The sequence below is a fragment of the uncultured Marixanthomonas sp. genome, from assembly GCF_963974425.1.
In the GTDB taxonomy this organism is placed as follows: domain Bacteria; phylum Bacteroidota; class Bacteroidia; order Flavobacteriales; family Flavobacteriaceae; genus Marixanthomonas.
On record NZ_CAXBCK010000020.1, the window covers coordinates 15,688 to 34,704 of the forward strand.

Annotated in this window: 19 protein-coding genes; 7 read left to right on the forward strand and 12 right to left on the reverse strand. The window is 35.6% G+C overall.

Annotation, left to right across the window (positions count from 1 at the left end; genetic code table 11):
• Positions 1-140: 140 nt before the first annotated feature.
• A complete protein-coding gene (locus AACZ92_RS07430; protein ID WP_339699156.1) occupies positions 141-596 on the reverse strand; it encodes a GAF domain-containing protein in 456 nt (151 codons plus the stop codon).
• An 88-nt stretch (positions 597-684) separates the two neighbouring features.
• Between AACZ92_RS07430 and xrtF the strand changes: the two genes are divergently transcribed.
• From xrtF to AACZ92_RS07450, 4 genes are all read left to right on the forward strand, one after another.
• Positions 685-1,239: an exosortase family protein XrtF gene (xrtF, locus tag AACZ92_RS07435; protein ID WP_339699159.1), complete on the forward strand. Its 555-nt coding sequence runs from the start codon at positions 685-687 to the stop codon at positions 1,237-1,239.
• Positions 1,232-1,657, forward strand: a complete 426-nt coding sequence (locus tag AACZ92_RS07440; RefSeq protein ID WP_339699162.1) for an exosortase F system-associated protein — start codon at positions 1,232-1,234, stop codon at positions 1,655-1,657. The genes xrtF and AACZ92_RS07440 overlap by 8 nt, the downstream gene beginning before the upstream one ends.
• Before the next feature lie 46 nt (positions 1,658-1,703).
• Positions 1,704-2,249 (forward strand): DUF3347 domain-containing protein, encoded by a 546-nt coding sequence (locus AACZ92_RS07445; protein WP_339699165.1) that lies wholly within the window; start codon positions 1,704-1,706, stop codon positions 2,247-2,249.
• Between the two features lie 61 nt (positions 2,250-2,310).
• On the forward strand, positions 2,311-3,138 hold the full coding sequence (locus tag AACZ92_RS07450; RefSeq protein WP_339699168.1) for a hypothetical protein: 828 nt from the start codon (positions 2,311-2,313) through the stop codon (positions 3,136-3,138).
• A gap of 402 nt (positions 3,139-3,540) precedes the next feature.
• On the opposite strand, the gene groL is transcribed toward AACZ92_RS07450, so the two are convergent.
• From groL to miaB, 10 genes are all read right to left on the reverse strand, one after another.
• The gene (gene groL, locus AACZ92_RS07455; RefSeq protein WP_339699170.1) at positions 3,541-5,178 is read right to left on the reverse strand and encodes a chaperonin GroEL; all 1,638 of its coding nucleotides are present in this window, start codon (positions 5,176-5,178) and stop codon (positions 3,541-3,543) included.
• A gap of 54 nt (positions 5,179-5,232) precedes the next feature.
• Positions 5,233-5,583: a four helix bundle protein gene (locus AACZ92_RS07460; RefSeq protein WP_339699172.1), complete on the reverse strand. Its 351-nt coding sequence runs from the start codon at positions 5,581-5,583 to the stop codon at positions 5,233-5,235.
• 26 nt (positions 5,584-5,609) lie between these two features.
• A complete protein-coding gene (locus AACZ92_RS07465) occupies positions 5,610-5,885 on the reverse strand; it encodes a co-chaperone GroES (RefSeq protein WP_339699174.1) in 276 nt (91 codons plus the stop codon).
• 154 nt (positions 5,886-6,039) lie between these two features.
• Positions 6,040-7,839: a hypothetical protein gene (locus tag AACZ92_RS07470; protein WP_339699176.1), complete on the reverse strand. Its 1,800-nt coding sequence runs from the start codon at positions 7,837-7,839 to the stop codon at positions 6,040-6,042.
• A gap of 328 nt (positions 7,840-8,167) precedes the next feature.
• Entirely contained in the window at positions 8,168-8,512 is a 345-nt protein-coding gene (gene secG / locus AACZ92_RS07475) for a preprotein translocase subunit SecG (RefSeq protein WP_339699179.1), read from the reverse strand.
• 1 nt (position 8,513) lies between these two features.
• Positions 8,514-9,464: a hypothetical protein gene (locus AACZ92_RS07480; protein ID WP_339699182.1), complete on the reverse strand. Its 951-nt coding sequence runs from the start codon at positions 9,462-9,464 to the stop codon at positions 8,514-8,516.
• Positions 9,465-9,468: 4 nt separating this feature from the next.
• Positions 9,469-9,981 (reverse strand): LptE family protein, encoded by a 513-nt coding sequence (locus AACZ92_RS07485; RefSeq protein WP_339699185.1) that lies wholly within the window; start codon positions 9,979-9,981, stop codon positions 9,469-9,471.
• A gap of 20 nt (positions 9,982-10,001) precedes the next feature.
• The gene (locus tag AACZ92_RS07490) at positions 10,002-11,297 is read right to left on the reverse strand and encodes a sigma-54 dependent transcriptional regulator (protein ID WP_339699188.1); all 1,296 of its coding nucleotides are present in this window, start codon (positions 11,295-11,297) and stop codon (positions 10,002-10,004) included.
• A gap of 35 nt (positions 11,298-11,332) precedes the next feature.
• Positions 11,333-12,214: a hypothetical protein gene (locus tag AACZ92_RS07495; RefSeq protein WP_339699191.1), complete on the reverse strand. Its 882-nt coding sequence runs from the start codon at positions 12,212-12,214 to the stop codon at positions 11,333-11,335.
• Between the two features lie 3 nt (positions 12,215-12,217).
• A complete protein-coding gene (gene miaB, locus AACZ92_RS07500) occupies positions 12,218-13,666 on the reverse strand; it encodes a tRNA (N6-isopentenyl adenosine(37)-C2)-methylthiotransferase MiaB (protein ID WP_339699194.1) in 1,449 nt (482 codons plus the stop codon).
• A 134-nt stretch (positions 13,667-13,800) separates the two neighbouring features.
• On the opposite strand from miaB, the gene AACZ92_RS07505 reads away from it, so the two are divergent.
• Positions 13,801-14,568, forward strand: coding sequence for a hypothetical protein (locus AACZ92_RS07505; RefSeq protein WP_339699197.1), 768 nt, complete (start codon positions 13,801-13,803; stop codon positions 14,566-14,568).
• A 3-nt stretch (positions 14,569-14,571) separates the two neighbouring features.
• On the opposite strand, the gene AACZ92_RS07510 is transcribed toward AACZ92_RS07505, so the two are convergent.
• Positions 14,572-15,189 carry an inorganic diphosphatase gene (locus tag AACZ92_RS07510; RefSeq protein ID WP_339699200.1) on the reverse strand — a complete coding sequence of 206 codons (618 nt, stop codon included), beginning with the start codon at positions 15,187-15,189 and terminating at the stop codon, positions 14,572-14,574.
• Between the two features lie 139 nt (positions 15,190-15,328).
• Between AACZ92_RS07510 and topA the strand changes: the two genes are divergently transcribed.
• Both topA and AACZ92_RS07520 read left to right on the forward strand, forming a co-directional pair.
• Positions 15,329-17,851, forward strand: coding sequence for a type I DNA topoisomerase (gene topA, locus AACZ92_RS07515; RefSeq protein ID WP_339699203.1), 2,523 nt, complete (start codon positions 15,329-15,331; stop codon positions 17,849-17,851).
• Positions 17,851-19,017 (forward strand): formimidoylglutamase, encoded by a 1,167-nt coding sequence (locus AACZ92_RS07520; protein ID WP_339699206.1) that lies wholly within the window; start codon positions 17,851-17,853, stop codon positions 19,015-19,017. The genes topA and AACZ92_RS07520 overlap by 1 nt, the downstream gene beginning before the upstream one ends.

Below are 19,017 nucleotides of genomic sequence, written 5' to 3' on the forward strand. Positions count from 1 at the left end.
AATGTATGGCGTAGAAATGGAGCAAAATACTACTGAAGCCAACTTTTCACCCAAGAATAATTGGTATGAAATAAAAATAAGTGATTAAGACTTGCTAGAAAATGACTAGAAGCCAAATGTTGTAATTCTAGTTTTTGAATTTAAAGAATGTCAGCAACTTGTTGGTTTACCCATTCTAAAAACCGTTCGTCTTCTGGAGAAAAAGGGTCTGCTGTGTGTGAGTCTATGTCAATCTGGCCAATGTTTTTTCCGTCTTTAAAAAGTGGGATTACAATTTCAGCTTTTACATACATGCTACAAGCAATGTAATTGTTTTGTGCTTTTACATCGGCAACTACAAAATTCGAGTTCGATTCTGCTACTTGTCCACAAATGCCTTTTCCAAAAGGAATTACCACGTGGTCTGTAGCCTCACCGGCAAATGCTTCTAAATGCAATGTTTTTTGCTCGTGATTTGCAAAGTAGAAGCCAACCCAATCGTAATATCCTAATGAGGTTTGTAATAGTTCACAAACTTCAGTAAGGCGTTGTTTTACGAGTTCCTTGTCATTTGCTAAAATTGTGTTTACTTTGGGTTTTAAAGCATCAAAAGGCATAGTTGTTTATTTTAAGTAAAAGTATTTTAAAACGGAGACAAACGCCAAATACAAATGCTGTATTTTTGTTAAAATTTATAGATCATTTTTGAAAAATTTATTTGTAAAATATAAAGCTGTTGTACAGTTTGTACTCTTGTTTCTAGGTACATACCTACTTTTAACTTTTCTATATTCCTTATATTTAAAGTATTCTGAAGCTGGAGCCTACTATCCGGATTTTTTCACCAATTTGGTCGCAAAACAAAGTAACCAAGTAATACAAGCCTTTGGTTATAGTGGAGTAGTAAAACCAGACCCTGCAGGACCTTTTATGGGGTTGTATATCAATAATGTTTTTTTAGCTCGTGTTGTAGAAGGTTGTAATGCAATAAGTATTATTATTCTATTTGTAGCATTTATAGTTTCTTTTGCTCAAGGAATTAAAAAAACTACACTTTATATTTTTGGAGGTATAGCTCTAATTTATACTATCAATATTCTACGAATTGCTCTGTTGACCATTGCATTATACCATTACCCTGAATACACTGATTTTTTGCATCAGATTGTTTTTCCTGCCATAATCTACGGAATGGTCTTTTTATTGTGGTTGTTTTGGGTGCGAAACCTTAAGGTGAAACCTAAAAATACCAATGAATAAAACAGCAACCATACTGGTTATATTGATTGCAATATTTGCATTAGTAGGAGTGCGCTTTTTTGAGGAAAACCTTTTTTACGACCCACTGATTAGCTTTTTTAAATCAGACTATGCCGATAAAAGGCTTCCAAGTTTTGAAACCCCTGAATTAATAGCAAGTATAGGGTTTAGGTATATATTGAACACTCTTTTTTCTTTGGTAATAATTTGGTTGGTTTTTAGAAAGCGAGATATATTAAAACTGTCGGCTATTCTATACCTTATCCTATTTTGTGTTCTATTTACAGCTTATTTATTAGTATTAATTAACTATAAAGAAGGTAATTACTTAACCCTTTTTTATATACGTCGTTTTTTAATACAACCTTTGTTTTTATTGATTTTGCTCCCTGCATTCTATTTTCAGAAAAAAGCATAAAGCAATTTTGTATCTTTGAAAAAATTAATTTTTGAAGAAAACAGTTATGAAAAAATACACATTCCTTTCCATTTTATTGCTATCAATTACGCTTATCTCTTGTGCAGATAATAAGAAGAAAACCGAACCAGAAATTAAAACAGTTGACACAAAAGGTGAAAGTAAAACCTATGTAGCTGATAAAACCGATGCTGAGTTTAAAGATGAAAATACCGCCGGTGTGTTTACCCAATATGTACAATTAAAGACAGCATTAGTTAATACAGATGCTGAAAAAGCATCTCAAGAAGCATCAAATTTAATGACTGCTTTTGCTAATGCAGGAGTAGATAAAGTTGCACTACAAGCCGCACAAAATATTGTGGAAAGTGATGATATTAAAGAGCAACGAACTGCATTTGTAGCTGTTACTACCGAAGTTGAAAAAATGATGGAAGATGCTTTGTCTTCTGGAACAATATATAAACAATATTGCCCAATGGCATTTAATAATAAAGGAGCGTATTGGCTAAGTGAAAGCAAAGATATTATGAATCCTTATTTTGGTGATAAAATGCTAAAATGTGGACGTGTTGATGCTGAAATACAATAGCATCTGTATTTGCTCAATATCTTTTTGAATTCTTTAATATTTTAAAACAATAGCTTTTTCTATGAGAAAAATTAGCGCAATAATACTTATAGCAATCCTTTTAATAGCGTGTTCAGATCCCAAAAAAGAGACGAAAGAGGAATGGCAAGTTAAAAAAACAGTTAAATTAGAAGGGGTGAGCCCCATGGGAATTACAGAGATAAGCAATACATTGTGGGTAAGCGATGGGGTTGGTAACCGGATTGTATCGATTGCTGAAAATAACGATTCGATACGAATTTTAGATTCCTTTAAACGTCCTATGCACATAGCGACAGACGGTAAATATTTGTTCGTACCAGAATTTAACGCAAATCAGGTTAGGATTACTTCTGGCGTAGATCGATCTATTATACCTATGAGTGATTCGCTGGCTGGACCTTCTGGTGTCTCAGTGTTTGAAAACCAGATGGCAGTTTCCTATTTTAAAGGGGATCAAGTGCTTTTTACGAGTGACGGTAAAAACTGGGTTCATATAGGTGAAAATGCTTCTGAAAATAATGCATTAAACCAACCAACCGATGTGCAAATTACCCGAGATACTATATGGGTGGCAGATGGGTACAATAATAGAGTACAGGTTTATAATAAAAAAGGAAAGTTGCTTAACACAATAGGAGAGAAGGATAATATCAATGTAGCTATGGGGTTGTTTGTTTCAGAAAAAGAACTTTTTATAACAGATTTTGAAAACGATAGAGTTTTAATTTATAATCACGAGGGAAAATTGCTTCAAGAACTTTCAAAAGATATAAAAAGTCCCTCAGATGTATATCTCAGAAACGGGAATCTCTATATATTGAATTACTTGGCAAGTAGTTTGGTTATCTATGAAAAGGCAACTCTTTAGCAGAAAAATAATTTATTGTCTTTTTAACTAGAAAAATACTACAAGAATATTTAGTTAAATTTTAGCTAACGAAGTATCACGAATCGTTTTCTGACGTACATTTACTATGTTCTTAAATTAGAATACTATGGGACAACAAAAGTCAAACAGTAAGCCAATGCCTGCAAAGGCACAGCCTAAACAACAGGCTAAAAAGGCGCCACAGACTGCTGCTAAGAAGAAGTAATTTGTGGTAGGTTTATTTCGTATAAACCATTATATCAAAACTTAATGAGGAAAGACCACCCTTAAAAAAGGTGGTTTTATATTTTTAAGAAAAGAAAAACAGGGTAAAGAATATAGAAAAAATAAAAGGCCTTCAATTTAAAACTGAAGGCCTTTTATTATAAATGACTTTAGTCATTACATCATACCTGGCATTCCGCCACCCATTGGAGGCATTCCGCCACCACCGTCGTTATCTTCCTTGATATCGACTAAGGCACATTCGGTAGTTAGGATCATTCCGGCTACAGATGCTGCGTTTTCTAATGCGATACGCGTTACTTTCTTAGGATCAATTATCCCAGCTTTTAGCATATCTACATACGCTTCGCTTTTAGCATCGTACCCAAAGTTTTTCTTTCCTTCAAGCACTTTGTTGATTACTACAGAACCTTCGCCTCCAGCATTTTCGACAATAGTACGTAATGGAGCTTCAATAGCTTTAGCTACTATTTGAATACCCGTTGACTCGTCTAACGTTTCAGTAGTTAATTTTTCAAGTTTTTTAAGTGCGCGAACAAACGCTACACCACCACCGGCAACAATACCTTCTTCCACAGCCGCACGAGTTGCGTGAAGTGCATCATCTACACGGTCTTTCTTCTCTTTCATCTCAACCTCAGAAGCAGCACCTACATATAATACAGCTACACCGCCAGCTAATTTAGCCAAACGTTCTTGTAACTTTTCTTTGTCGTAATCGCTCGTTGTCGTTTCAATCTGAGCTTTTATTTGACCAACTCTCGCTTTTATGTCGTTTTTGTTTCCGGCACCATTTACAATTGTTGTGTTGTCCTTATCGATTGTTACGTTTTCAGCAGAACCTAACATATCAACTGTAGCGTTTTCAAGTGTGAAACCACGTTCTTCGCTAATTACAGTTCCTCCAGTTAAGATTGCGATATCTTCTAACATTGCTTTTCTGCGGTCTCCAAATCCTGGTGCTTTAACAGCAGCGATTTTAAGACTTCCGCGCAATTTGTTAACTACTAAAGTAGCTAATGCTTCGCCTTCTACATCTTCAGCAATGATTAATAAAGGCTTTCCTTGTTGTGCAACTGGTTCCAATACAGGAAGTAAATCCTTCATGTTTGTGATCTTCTTATCGAAAAGAAGAATCATTGGACTTTCCAATTCTGTTTGCATTTTTTCGCTGTCCGTCACAAAGTAAGGTGATAAGAAACCACGATCAAACTGCATTCCTTCTACAACATCAACATATGTTTCAGTTCCTTTTGCTTCTTCAACAGTGATTACACCTTCTTTACCAACTTTACCGAAAGCTTTGGCAATTAAATCACCAATTTGCTCATCGTTGTTAGCCGAAATAGATGCAACTTGCTTTATTTTATCTGAAGAATTACCAACTTTAGTGGTTTGTTTCTCAAGGTCTGCAACAATTGCTTCAACAGCTTTGTCAATTCCTTTTTTAAGTTCCATTGGGTTTGCACCGGCAGCAACGTTTTTAAGTCCTTCTTTAACGATAGCTTGTGCTAAAACAGTTGCTGTTGTTGTTCCGTCACCAGCTAAATCGTTAGTTTTTGAAGCTACTTCTTTTACCATTTGAGCTCCCATGTTTTCAAGGGCATCCTCTAGCTCAATTTCTTTCGCTACCGATACACCATCTTTAGTTACTTGTGGTGCGCCAAATGATTTACTAATTATTACGTTACGACCTTTTGGTCCTAATGTTACTTTTACTGCGTTTGCTAATGCATCTACACCACGCTTGATTGCGTCACGTGCTTCTACATCAAATTTTATATCTTTTGCCATTTCAAAATGCTTTATGCTTTATGCTTTTAGCGATATGCCGAAACATAAAGTTTGTTAAACTAATTTTTGTTTTAATGTGTAAATTTTTTTCTTAACGGTATTTACTTCAGAATTTAGCTCATTAAACTTTTCAATAGTAATATACTTTAAGTCTTTTGATAAAATGAGTAAATATTCTGTTTCACAAGCTAAAGCTATTGCAATGGTTAAAAACCGGTTGAAATCTGAATCACTACTTCTACCACATCCTTCGCTAATATTTGTTGGAATTGAAGAAGAAGCTCTTCTTATTTGAGAAGTGAGTCCATATATTTCTTCCTTCGGAAAATCATTTGAGATTTTATAGATATTAAGCGTCAATTTATGACTTAATTTCCAAATATCGTATTTTTTAAAATCTCTCATTGCTTATAGCCTATTGCCGATAGCTATTAAATAATTGCAAGAATGTCATCCTCACGCATAATGAGGTAATCTTTACCTTCAAATTTTAATTCGGTGCCAGAGTATTTTCCGTATAAAACAGTATCTCCGTTTTTAACAGTCATTTCATGGTCTTTTTTACCTTTTCCTACTGCTACCACAGTTCCTTTTTGTGGCTTTTCTTTAGCTGAGTCTGGAATGATAATTCCGCTTGCGGTTTTAGTTTCTGCTTCTTGTGGCTCTACCAAAACGCGATCTGAAAGTGGTTGAATCTTTACTGCCATTTTCAATTATATTTTATATTGTTAATATTGTGTTTTAAAGTCACTTTCTAATAGGCAGAAATTGTGCCACTGCCTTTAAACTGACACATTGAAACAAAAAATGCCAGCTTGTCACAAGCTGGCTTAATGTGAAAAAAAAATATTTGCTTGCAGCCTATGGGTTAGAAGTGTTGCTGACTCTTTCTTGTTTATTTAAAACGGCTGCTTTTAGCTCGTCAATTTGTTTTTGTTGTTCTTCCAATATATTTAAGAGAGATTTGTTTTCTTTTTTCAAACTTTCTACTTGAGAATTGAGTTCTACCAAGTAAAGAAAATGTTCTTCTATTTTTTCTAAGTTGGTTACAGAGGTTTCAGTTAAATTTACTTTAAATCCATTTTGTTTTATCTTTTCATAAGAAGCTACATTGGGTAAGTGTCCGTGTTTTTTTACATACGCTTCAGTTTCTTTCAAGGTTTTAAAGGTGTAATCTGGATTTATATTTGAATTATCTTCAAAGTAATTTTCAAAAACATAATCGGGATATGTAGCGGTACTAGATATAAAACTAAAAGCAGTGACATTGGCAGGTGTTGAAATTTTTCCTGTGGTAGTTATGTTTGTAGCATTTATAAGGTTGGCTCCATTTAAGTCAACTTCGTTTATATTGTCTATTCTTAATTGATTGTTTTTAGTGGTTTGGGCGTTATTTCCTAATGCAATTGAATTTGTATTTAGTGCTTGGGCGGTATCGCCTAGTGCGATAGAGCGATTTCCTGTTGCATTTGCTTTATCACCAATAGCAATAGAACCTTCATTGATTGAAGAAGTATTGGTGCCTATTGCAATGGCATTATCCTGAATAGAGCTGCTATTTTGACCAATAGCAATAGACGCATAACCTGAGGTCTCTGCTAGTTCCCCTATTGCAATACTACTTTCTCCTGAAGCATTAGAGTCATATCCAGCTGCAAAACTATATTTATTTTGTGCTAGCGTATTATTTCCTATAGCTATAGCACCTATGTCTGTTGCTTCCGCTGTGTTTCCAAGAGCTATAGAGTTTGTTTCGAGGGCATTAGCCATATTTCCTATAGCAATAGCTTGATTTGCTTCTGCCATAGTTTGGTCTCCAATAGCTATAGCATTTCCACCAGAGGAAATAGCTTGTAACCCAACAGCCAATGCATCCTTTGCCGATGCAGTGCTTCGGTCGCCTAAAGCGAGACTGCTTTCGCCTGATGCTTTAGCAATATGGCCATTTGCTGTGGCAAATCTTCCTGTTGCTTCTGACCTACGACCATAAGCAGAAGCCCCAAAATTAGTTGCACTTGCTTCAGTGCCTATGGCAGTAGAATTAAGTTCAGTGGCTTTGGTGATATCTCCTATAGCTATTGCTTTAGACCTCAGGGCTTCGGCATCTCTACCAATTGCAATAGAGCCAAGTTCTCCGGCTTTAGTAGTTTGTAATACAGAATTAGAACCAATAGCTATAGCGCTGTTGTCTGCCGTAACACTGCCAGTACCGATTTCAATACCCTCATTAAACGCTAATTGTCCACTTGTGGTAAAACTAAATAGCTGGGTGTTATTGGTGTAAATTTTTATTGATTTATTATTAGTAGTTCCGAAAAAATCACTGTCCTCTGTTTTATTCCCGGCTAATTTCCAATTCTCAGCCGTACCAGCATTTATAGAAACCCAATTTGTAGTTGTTGCATCCCAATACAAAAAGCCAGGTTGGAAACTGCTCGTGGCTGTGGTGAGAAATATTAACATACCGTTTTGGTCAACAGTGGGATTGGGTGTGGGTAAAATGTCTAATCGTGGAATAAGTAAACCGTCAGTGCTTGAAGGGTTTGCTGAATTTTCTACAGTGATATCTAAAGTGGCTTTTGGTTCGGTGCTGTTAATCCCAACTTGAGCGTTTAAAGAAAGACAAAAAAAGAAAATAGATAAAATATATAAATGCTTCATAAAAGGGGGCTTTATTTGAAGCGACAATATAATATTTCTATATATTTTGACAAAACATTGCTTTTATGATAATTGCAGCTAAATAAAGAGAAGTTAGTTGATATGTGTTTGAAAAACAAAATATTAAATTATTATCAACTTAATCTTGAAAAAAAATAAAAAAAATATTAGTTGTGTGAGAACAGATGTATGTTTTTAGTCTAAAAGAGTAAATAGCCTATAGAGTAAATAGCCTATTTTTTATAGAATATTTTTAAAAAGAAGATAAAAAAAAGCCAACTTAAAACAAGTTGGCTTTTTCAATAATAGTTATATATAAGAAACGTTCTTAGTTTCCTTGTCCTGTAGTATCTGTGTTACTGTCTGTATCTGTTGGATCTAGCATTGGAGTTTCAATAGTTTCGTCACCAAACGTGTCGGTTGGTACGGCGCCACTTCCACCCATAATTGGGATATTGCTCAAAAGGATTAAAGCTAATAATACAATGGCCAATGTCCAAGTACTTTTATCTAAAAAGTCGGTTGTTTTTTTAACACCACCCATTTGCTGGCCACCGCCACCGCCAAAGGTAGAAGATAAACCGCCTCCTTTAGGATTTTGTACCATTACTACTACCACCAATAAAAAGGCGACAAAAATTATTAAAACTAAAAATATTGTAAACGTACTCATATTATTGTGTATCTATTATTTTTTCGATTGCACGAATTTGGTCTGCAAAGAAACCACTTTTTTCGGGATTTTTCAAAATTAATATTTTATATGCTTGTATGGCCTTTTTATAATTTTTTTGTTGCAAATACACTTTTGCTAATGTCTCCGTCATTAAAGCGTCTGGCGTCTGAGTGTAGGGCTTTGCTAGGTTTGCTTTGGTGGTTTGTTGTTCGGCAGGTTTAATTTTTGGCTTGTCTTGAATAAACTTTTCAATCATTTTAAATTTACGTTCTTGATCTGAAGAACGATTTTCTTGATCGATTTCTTCTGAAAAAGCTTCTTTATCTTCTGTTGAAGGCGCAGGTTTTTCTTCAGATTTAGAGCGGTCAATTGGGTTTGCTTTTGTTAATTTTAACCATTCACTAAAAGAATGTGTGTCCTTTTTAGTAAAATCTAGAGGTTTGTCTATTTCTAGGGTTTCTTCTGCTTCGGTTTTATCAATTTTAGAGTCTATTTCCCCTCCTTCTGAAGTAGAACTAGCTAATTTTTCTACAGATTCTTGTTTCCGTTCAAAAAGGTTTGGATTTAAAATAGCTTCGGCCTTTTTCATTTCGGCTTTCATCTGGTTGTCCAGTTCAATAGCTGTTTGTTCTGAAACGTCTTCTGAAATTACTTCAATTTCATTTGCAGAAGAATCATGTTGTTGAATTAACTGTGAAATTTCATTTTGAGCAAATGTTTCCGAAGTAATAAATTCAAACAATATATCACGATCTGTGGTATAAGCAGCCGTAACCTTTAAAGCATCGTTGTATAAAAAACTATTCTGACTTTTAAGTGCTTTTAGTTGTAATGCCCGAGCGCTTTGAAAATAGGGGTATTTTTTAATTACCATATCTAATTGTTCCATAGCCTCTTTATCTAAATGTTGAGGTTTTGAAAGTAAGTCGGTATAGTTTTTTGTGTTCAAAATATTACCAGTTTGCGAGCGATTTATTAAAAACATCTTGTGTAATACGTTCAAAAATAACGTTTAGTGCATCATCTAAGGCGGCTCCCGTTAATTGAGCGGCACCGTCATAGTCAAAGTAAAAAGAGAATCGTTGCTCAAAGTCTTTTTCTTCATCATCCGAATTATAAAAACGTACATTGACGGCAACTGTTAATCGGTTCTGCGCTGCGGTACTTTGCGATGTTGCCGTAATAGGAGCGATGTAGTACTCCACAATTTCACCTTCGTACACTAAATCGCCATTGTTATTAACCAAGTCTAAACTTGTTTGGTTTAATAATAAATCTTGTAATTGAATTGTGAAATCGCGAGCAATACCTGGTTCAACAATTGGAGCGTTGTTTTGAAATAAGTTTACTTGAAAGGTCTTGGTTTGTGAATAATCAATATCGGCGCCAGTAAACGAATACGCACCGCAACCTTGTAGCAAGGCTGCAACCACACTAATTAATAAAAGTTGTTTCAATTTTTTCATGGTAAAAATGGCTGCTTAGATTATAAATTGTACTGCTTAATTTTCCGGTAGAGCGTACGTTCTGAAATTCCTAATTCTTCGGCAGCATCTTTTCGTTTACCACCATATTTATCTAAAGATTTTTTGATGAGTTCTAATTCTTTATCTTGAAGAGAAAGGCTTTCTTCTTCCTGTATTTCTTCAGCAAAATCATATTTATCACTTCGTTTGTTTTCTTCGGAATCATTTTCTGAAGCTTTTGAGGGAATTCCTAAAACTTCTACATCTGAAGCGTTTTCTTCTTCTTCATCCTCAACAATGGAGGCCAAATGTTCTTCGTGGTTGTTGTCTTCGTCATAAATTTTATTGATTAATGAAGAATTCTCTTCCTTAACTTTACTGGCATTTCCACTTTTCATCAATTCCAACGTTAACTTTTTTAAATCGTTGACGTCACGTTGCATATCGAACAAAACTTTATACAGTATTTCGCGTTCGTTGCTAAAGCTACTTTCCTGTTTTTTATTATTAATGACGGCAGGTAAATTACTGCCCACATCTGGTAAGTAGTTTTTTAATGTTTCATGCGAAATAGAACGTTCTTGTTCTAAAACTGAAATTTGCTCGGCGATATTTCGAAGTTGCCTAATATTACCACCCCATCTGTATTTTAATAATAATTGTACCGCATCATCATCTAAACGAACCGTTGGCATTTTGTATTTTTGAGCAAAATCTGAAGCAAATTTTCTGAATAATAAATGAATATCTTCTTTACGCTCGCGCAGTGGTGGAATATTGATTTCTACCGTACTTAAACGATAGTAAAGATCTTCCCTAAATTTTTCTTTTTGAATGGCTTCGACCATTTTCACATTGGTGGCCGCTACAATGCGCACATCCGTTTTTTGTATTTTGGAAGAACCAACTTTTAAAAACTCACCATTTTCCAATACTCTTAATAAGCGCACTTGCGTGGGTAGAGGTAGTTCACCTACTTCATCTAAAAAAATAGTCCCGCCATCGGCAACTTCAAAATAACCACTACGGGTTGCTGTTGCGCCGGTAAAGGCTCCTTTTTCGTGTCCAAATAATTCGCTGTCTATCGTTCCTTCGGGGATAGCCCCACAGTTTACGGCAATGTATTTTCCGTGCTTTCTATGCGAAAGCGCGTGGATTATTTTTGGGATACTCTCTTTACCCACACCACTTTCACCGGTTACCAAGACTGAAATATCAGTCGGGGCTACTTGTATGGCTTTTTCTATGGCGCGGTTTAGTTTTGGGTCATCCCCAATAATCCCGAACCGTTGTTTTGTTGCTTGTATACTTTCCATCTCTCTTTCCCATAAAAACGGGAATCTATTTTAATTTAGTAATATTCGTAGCTTCCTTGGGTTTGCAAAACACCGTTTAATTTTTTTTCGGAGCTCACGGGATAATTAGAACTGTCATACTCATAAGAGCTAGTAATTGTATAGTTCTCTAAGGGGTCGTTGCTTATAAATGTTGTTTTTGTAACGTTACTAGGTGAAAAGAATAATGAGTGACTTGACAATAATCCACCATCCCTCCTAACTATATTAAAGTAAAAGTCGTGAAACTCGTTATAAAAGGGATTGTTTTTTCCATCATATTCATACTCGTGGTTTGTTTCACTGTTAAAATATGCTGTGGTTACCTTTATTTGGCTAATATTGGAAGAAGCGTCGTGTACAATAAGCTCATCACTAATAATTCCTAGGTCAGCTATTTGTTTTGTTGAGTTTAATGTTCCATCATTATTGTAATAAAACTCTTTCCGTTCTTGTCCCGTACTATGCCATTGTGCAATAGTTTGATTTTCTTGATACGTAAATTTCAATGAATCTTCAACCACTCCGTTATTATCATTGTCAATGAATATTTTTTGAAGTTTGTTTTCAGAATTATACATGTAATTTTCAACAATGTCAACTGGATAATTTAAATATTTGCGGGATTTTTTGGTGACCTGTCCACTCTCATTATAAGCGTATTCCCAAGTATAATCACCAAAAACATCTATTATGTGGTCTTTAGTTTTTTTTCCGTTTTCGTTAAAAAAATATTCAACCATATGTCCATTTGGCGAGCCGTTTTCGTCAAATGATATACTTGTGTATTTTTTAATCTTTAATGCTACATTTTGCTCTTCAGGTTCTGGGTTTTCATCGTCACTGGAGCATGCCAATAACAACAAACTTGCTGTAATTAGAAATATAAAATGTTTCATAACTTAATTATTTTCTGAATACCCAACAGCTTTACCAATCAAAGTGGCTGTTGTGCAGTCGCTAATCTTTACGTTTACAAAATCACCTACTTTATAATGTTCTTTGGGAAAAACGGCAACCGTATTATGTTGGGTGCGGCCGCTCCATTCTTTATCACTTTTTTTAGACTCTTTTTCAATTAATATTTCTACCGTTTTGTCTAAAAACTGTTTGGTGCGGTATGCGCTGTGCTGTTGTTGTAGGGCTACAATTTCAGTTAACCTACGTTTTTTTACTGCTTCTGGAACGTCGTCTTCAAATTTACGGGCGGCCATTGTTCCTGGGCGTTCGGAATACTTATACATATACCCAAAACCATATTTTACTTGTTCCATTAACGTTAATGTGTCTTGATGGTCTTGTTCTGTTTCTGTAGGGAAACCAATTATCATATCTTGCGAAATGTAACAATCTGGAATAACGTTACGAATGGTATCTATTAACTTAAAATACTCTTCGCGTGTGTGCAGGCGGTTCATTTCTTTTAAAATACGGTTGCTTCCACTTTGTACAGGAAGGTGAATGTGGTTGCAGATATTTTTATGTTTTACCATGCTGTGTAAAACATCTTCGGTCATATCTTGCGGATTGCTTGTTGAAAATCGCACGCGCATCTTGGGTTGTGCTGTAGCAACTAATTCTAATAATTGTGCAAAGTTGGTTGCCGTGGCTTTCTGCATTTCCGAAGCATCCTTAAAATCTTTTTTAAGTCCGCCGCCATACCATAAGTAGCTATCTACATTTTGTCCTAAAAGCGTAATTTCTTTGTACCCTTTTTCAGCTAAATCGTTTACTTCATTCACAATACTTTGTGGATCACGGCTACGTTCGCGCCCTCTGGTAAATGGAACTACGCAAAACGTACACATATTGTCACAACCTCTGGTAATACTCACTAAAGCAGTAACGCCATTACTGCCTAAGCGCACGGGAGCAACATCGCCATAGGTTTCTTCTTTGCTTAATATTACGTTTACAGCATCGCGACCGGCTTCTACTTCTTCAATTAAATTGGGAAGATCCTTGTAGGCATCTGGCCCCACTACCATATCCACGATTTTTTCTTCTTCGAGAAATTTACTTTTTAAGCGTTCGGCCATACAACCCAATACGCCAACCTTCATTTTCGGATTCTCGAGTTTTACAGCATTGTATTTTTCAAGACGCTTTCTAACGGTTTGTTCCGCTTTATCACGAATCGAGCAGGTGTTTACCAATACCAAGTCGGCTTCTTCCAGCTTTTGTGTGGTGTTGAATCCTTCTTTGGCAAGAATAGAAGCTACAATCTCACTATCGCTAAAGTTCATTTGGCAGCCATAGCTTTCAATATAAAGTTTACGAGCGTTTTCTTTTTTAGGTTCTAGTACTAACGCGTCGCCTTGTATGTTTTCGTCAATGATTTTCTCTTCCATAGTTCAATCTAAATAATATGAATTGTTGTAAGAAACAATTGGATTGCAAAGATACAATTAAAAACCTGTTCGTGCCAAAATGGCAGATTTCTTTTTTATAAATTTACAGTCTAAACTACTAAACTAACTAACAAATGGAACACCCTATCTTTCAAAAAATTGTACTAGCTCCTAAACTAGATTTTGGCGATATATTATCTAATAGTCTTGCTCTATTTAAAAAAGTATGGGTCGAAGGTATGGTGCATGTTTTAATTTCACTTGGTATATCCATAGTAGTGCTAATTTTGGCTTATTTGCCGATAGTGCCTGTAATGATAAACGAGAGCCAGATGCCGTATGGAGAAGAATTCAATCCTTTTGTTGAATATTCTGTGCCCGTTATTATAGGTTATTTTCTTTTGTTGTTTGTGTTGATTTTTATTGTACAAGTGGTCAACTATGGGATTTCTGCTCACTTTTATAAAGTTATTCAAAAAGCCGATACGGGTAAGCCAATAGATACAGGTGGTTATTTTGTTTTTCTGAAAGGTAATTTTAGTAAATTATTTGTCTTGTCTTTGGCAGCTATGGGGATTGCTTTTTTAGCTGCATTATTATGTTATCTGCCTCTTTTTTATGTGATGGTCCCTTTGCAGTTGCTAATTGTTATTTTTGCTTTTAACCCTGAGATGTCCGTTTCTCAATTAATTAAGGCAAGCTTTAAATTAGGTAATAAATTCTGGATTATCATTTTTGGATTGATAATCGTTTCAGGTCTTGTTGCGCAATTAGGAATTTTATTATGTTTTATAGGGATATTTGCAACCGCTTCGTTTGTGCATTTGCCTATGTATTATGTTTATAAAGATGCGATAGGGTTTGATGAAGATCCATTACCTTCGGAAACAACGACTATATAGGTGTTAGTTTGAAACCCTCTTAATTTCCGTAAGCGCTTCTTGCTCGTCACCCCAACCTTCTATGTTGACCGTGTCCACTGTATCGTAGTTTGAAAACCAAAGCTCGATTATTTTGAGTGCGTCGGGATATTTATCTGAAAACTCCGTAAAAGTAGTAACTGAAACTGTTTGCAGCCTTTTTTCTGAAGGAATACAGATTACCTTATAATCTTGCTCTCCATTATCTAGAATTTTCAGTACACCAATCGGAATAGTTTCCACTACTGAACCTGAAAGTAAACTTGAGGAAATAACCAGCGCGTCTAGTGGGTCTCCGTCGCCACCTTTTGAAGGGTCTGAATACGTAGAGGGAATAAAGCCGTAATTACCGGGATAGGGTAGGTATTCGATTATTCGGTCTTTCCCGTCTCTTTGGTCGACTTTTAATTTTTTTAGATCTTTATTGTATTCAACTTTAGCGTTGGTTCCGGCGGGTATTTCAATCACGACATGAATTGTATTGTTGTTTGAAAAGGTAGGAACGTCTGCTAGCGATTGGCAGTTTTGAAATAAAAATAAAACCATCCCTATTAATATAAGCCTTATAACTAGGTACTTTCGGTACGCGTAAAATTGAATCATGTAACAGGTTTTAGTAAATTTTAGAACTGTAATCTCTTGATTTTTTGACTTATACCGTGTTAACGGAAACCTAAATTTTACAAGGTAAACAATGTTATAAAAAAATTCACATACTTTTGTAACCCAAACAAAAATCAATATGGCAAAGAATTTAGTGATAGTAGAGTCGCCCGCGAAGGCTAAAACCATTGAAAAATTTTTAGGAAATGATTTCAAGGTTACTTCCAGTTTTGGGCACATTGCAGATCTGCCGTCCAAAGAAATAGGTGTAGATACCGAAGGAGACTTTACTCCTAAATATATAGTCCCGAGTGATAAAAAAAGCTTGGTAAAAGAATTAAAAAAACTATCAGGGAAAGCAGAGACTGTCTGGCTTGCGAGTGATGAGGACCGGGAAGGAGAAGCCATCGCATGGCACTTAGCAGAGGAGCTAGACCTGCAAGATGAAAAAACGAAACGGATTGTCTTTCATGAGATTACCAAAACCGCAATCTTAAAAGCGATTGAAAATCCTCGAAAAATAGATTACAACCTTGTAAACGCTCAGCAAGCACGTCGAATTTTAGATCGATTAGTGGGATATGAACTTTCACCAGTTTTATGGCGAAAAGTAAAAGGAGGGCTTTCTGCAGGGCGCGTACAAAGTGTCGCAGTACGATTAATTGTAGAACGCGAACGTGATATTGAAGTGTTCAGTCCAGTGGCTTCATATCGAGTGGATGCTGAATTTAAAACGGAAGATGGTAGTTCATTTAAAGCAAAAATTCCGAAGAACTTTGAAACAGAAAAAGAAGCGAGAGAATTTCTTCAGAAAAACGTAGGGGCAAACTATAAAATAGCTGATCTTACTAAAAAACCAGCTAAAAAATCACCTGCACCACCGTTTACAACATCCACGCTTCAACAAGAAGCAGCTAGAAAGTTATATTTTTCAGTAGGGAAGACGATGACGATTGCGCAACGTTTGTACGAAGCCGGTTTAATAACCTATATGCGTACCGATAGCGTCAACCTTTCTAACGATGCTAAAAAAGCAGCCGAAAAGGAAATTAGTTCCGCTTATGGCGATAAATATAGCCAACCAAGAAATTATAAAGGAAAGTCTAAAGGCGCACAAGAAGCGCACGAGGCCATTCGTCCTACCGAAATGGCAAAACATACTATTCAAGGCGATCGTGATCAAGAACGTTTGTACAATTTAATTTGGAAACGTACCATCGCCTCACAAATGAGCGATGCACAATTAGAACGCACCAATGTGAAAATTGATGTGTTAGGAAAAGAAAAGGTTTCAGAGCAATTTACTGCGAATGGTGAAATGATAAAATTTGACGGTTTCCTTCATGTGTATTTAGAAGGTACCGATGCCGAAGATGAAGAAAAAGATGGAATGCTGCCTAACCTAACAAAAGGCGATACATTGGGTAATAAATTTATCACAGCCACCGAACGTTTTACAAGGCCACCGTATCGATTTACAGAAGCTTCTTTGGTAAAACGATTGGAAGAATTAGGGATTGGACGTCCGTCAACTTATGCGCCAACAATTTCTACTATTATCAGTCGAAATTATGTAGAGAAAGGAACTATAGAAGGTGTGGAGCGAAAATACATTCAATTAACGCTTGCAAAAGGCGCTGTAAAAGATAAAACACTGACAGAAACTGTTGGGAGTGATAAAGGAAAATTAGTGCCAACTGATATTGGAATGATTGTAAATGATTTCTTAGTAGAGCACTTCGGAAATATTCTCGATTATAACTTTACGGCAAAGGTAGAAGAAGATTTTGATGACATTGCCGAAGGAAAAGAGCAGTGGAAAGAAATGCTTCAGGATTTTTATAAAAAATTTCACCCTCATGTAAAAGACGTTCAGGAAAATGCTGAACGTGAAAGTGGAGAACGTATTTTAGGAGAGCATCCTGAAACTGGAAGAACTATTTTAGTTCGATTAGGAAAATACGGGCCGATGGCTCAGATTGGAGCGCCAGACGATGAAGAAAAGCAATTTGCTAGTCTGCGTACCGATCAACAACTACACTTAGTAACTCTTGAGGAAGTGTTAGACTTATTTAAGCTTCCAAAAGATTTAGGAGAGTACGATGGCGAAGAGGTACAGGCTAACAACGGTCGTTATGGACCGTATGTGCGATGGGGGAAGAAATTTATTTCACTGCCAAAAGGCTTGGATCCGTTGGATGTAGATATGGAAAAGGCTAAGGAGTTAATTGAAGAAAAGAAAAAAGCCGATGCTCCCATTTATGAATATGAAAATTTACCTGTTCAAAAAGGAGTAGGTCGTTTTGGTCCGTTTATAAAATGGAACAATATGTTTATTAACGTAAACAAAAAGTATGATTTTGATAATCTTTCAGAAGAAGATATCATTGAATTGATTGAAACCAAAAAGCAGAAAGAAATAGATAAGCTTATAAACGAGTGGCCAGATGAAGGTATTCGTTTAGAAAAAGCGCGTTGGGGACGTTTCAATTTAATAAAAGGGAAAACTAAAGTAGAATTACCAAAAACTACAGAGGCAGATAAGATAACCCTTGATGAGGCTAAAGGTATTTTAGAGAAGAAAGCTCCAAAAAAGAAAACCAAGAAAAAGGCGACCAAGAAAAAATCAACTAAGAAAAAAACCACAGCTAAGAAAAAATAATGATAGAATTTCTCTCGCCGGTTTCAAAAAAAGTAATCGCCCATAAAGAAGTTTTACCAGAAGGTGTTTTAGGTAAAAAAATTGAAACACATACTAATTTAGGTGAACTTCCCGATTTAAAAAATGTAAAATTCGCTATTTTAGGAATTCTTGAAAACAGGAACGATGTAGATTATATTGGAGAAACAATTTCTTTAGACGCCTTTAGAAAAGCTTTATACTCCTTATACCCAGGAAATTGGTCGCAAACTATCATCGATATAGGTAATATCAATAAGGGTGAGACGGTTCAAGATACCTTTTTTGCAGTAAAAACTGTAGTAGAGGCATTGCTTAAAAGAGATATTATCCCGCTTATTCTTGGAGGTAGTCAGGATTTGCTATACGCTCATTATAGAGCCTACGATTCACACGGAAGTATGATCAACTTAGCTAACGTAGATACTAGGTTTGATTTAGGTGATGCGGAAAAACCAATAAACAACAAGTCTTTTGTAGGGAAAATCATTATTGATAAGCCGTATAATCTTTTTAATTATAGCTTGTTAGGATATCAATCATATTTTAACGCTCCAGAAGAGATTGCTTTAATGGAAAAATTGTATTTTGACGCCTATAGACTCGGTGAAGTTACTCAAGATATTTCGGTTGTAGAACCAATATTACGTGATGCCGATATCGTTGCCTTAGATATTTCGGCAATAAAAAATGCAGAAATGAGTTATAACAATATAACTAGTCCAAACGGATTTGATGGTCGCGAAATTTGTGCTATATCAAGGTATGCTGGGATAAGTAACCGAGTGAGTTCTTTTGGTGTTTATGAATTGAAAGATTTTAAAAATGCTAAAATTGGAGCTATGTTAGTAGCTCAAATTCTATGGTATTTTATTGAAGGAGTCAATTTTAGAGTGCAAGAAGGGGAGTTTGATGATGAGAAAAAGTACACTACTTATAAAGTGCCAATAGATGATGATGAGGTGTTAACTTTTAAAAAAAGTAATAAAACTGGACGATGGTGGATAGAATTACCATTTATTTCAGGTGTTAATAATAAATTAAAAACACCAACGTTATTACCTTGCACTTATGGCGATTATTTGAGTGCAACGAATCAAGAGATTCCAGAAAGGTGGTTTAAAGCCCGCCGTAAGAATGAAGTATAA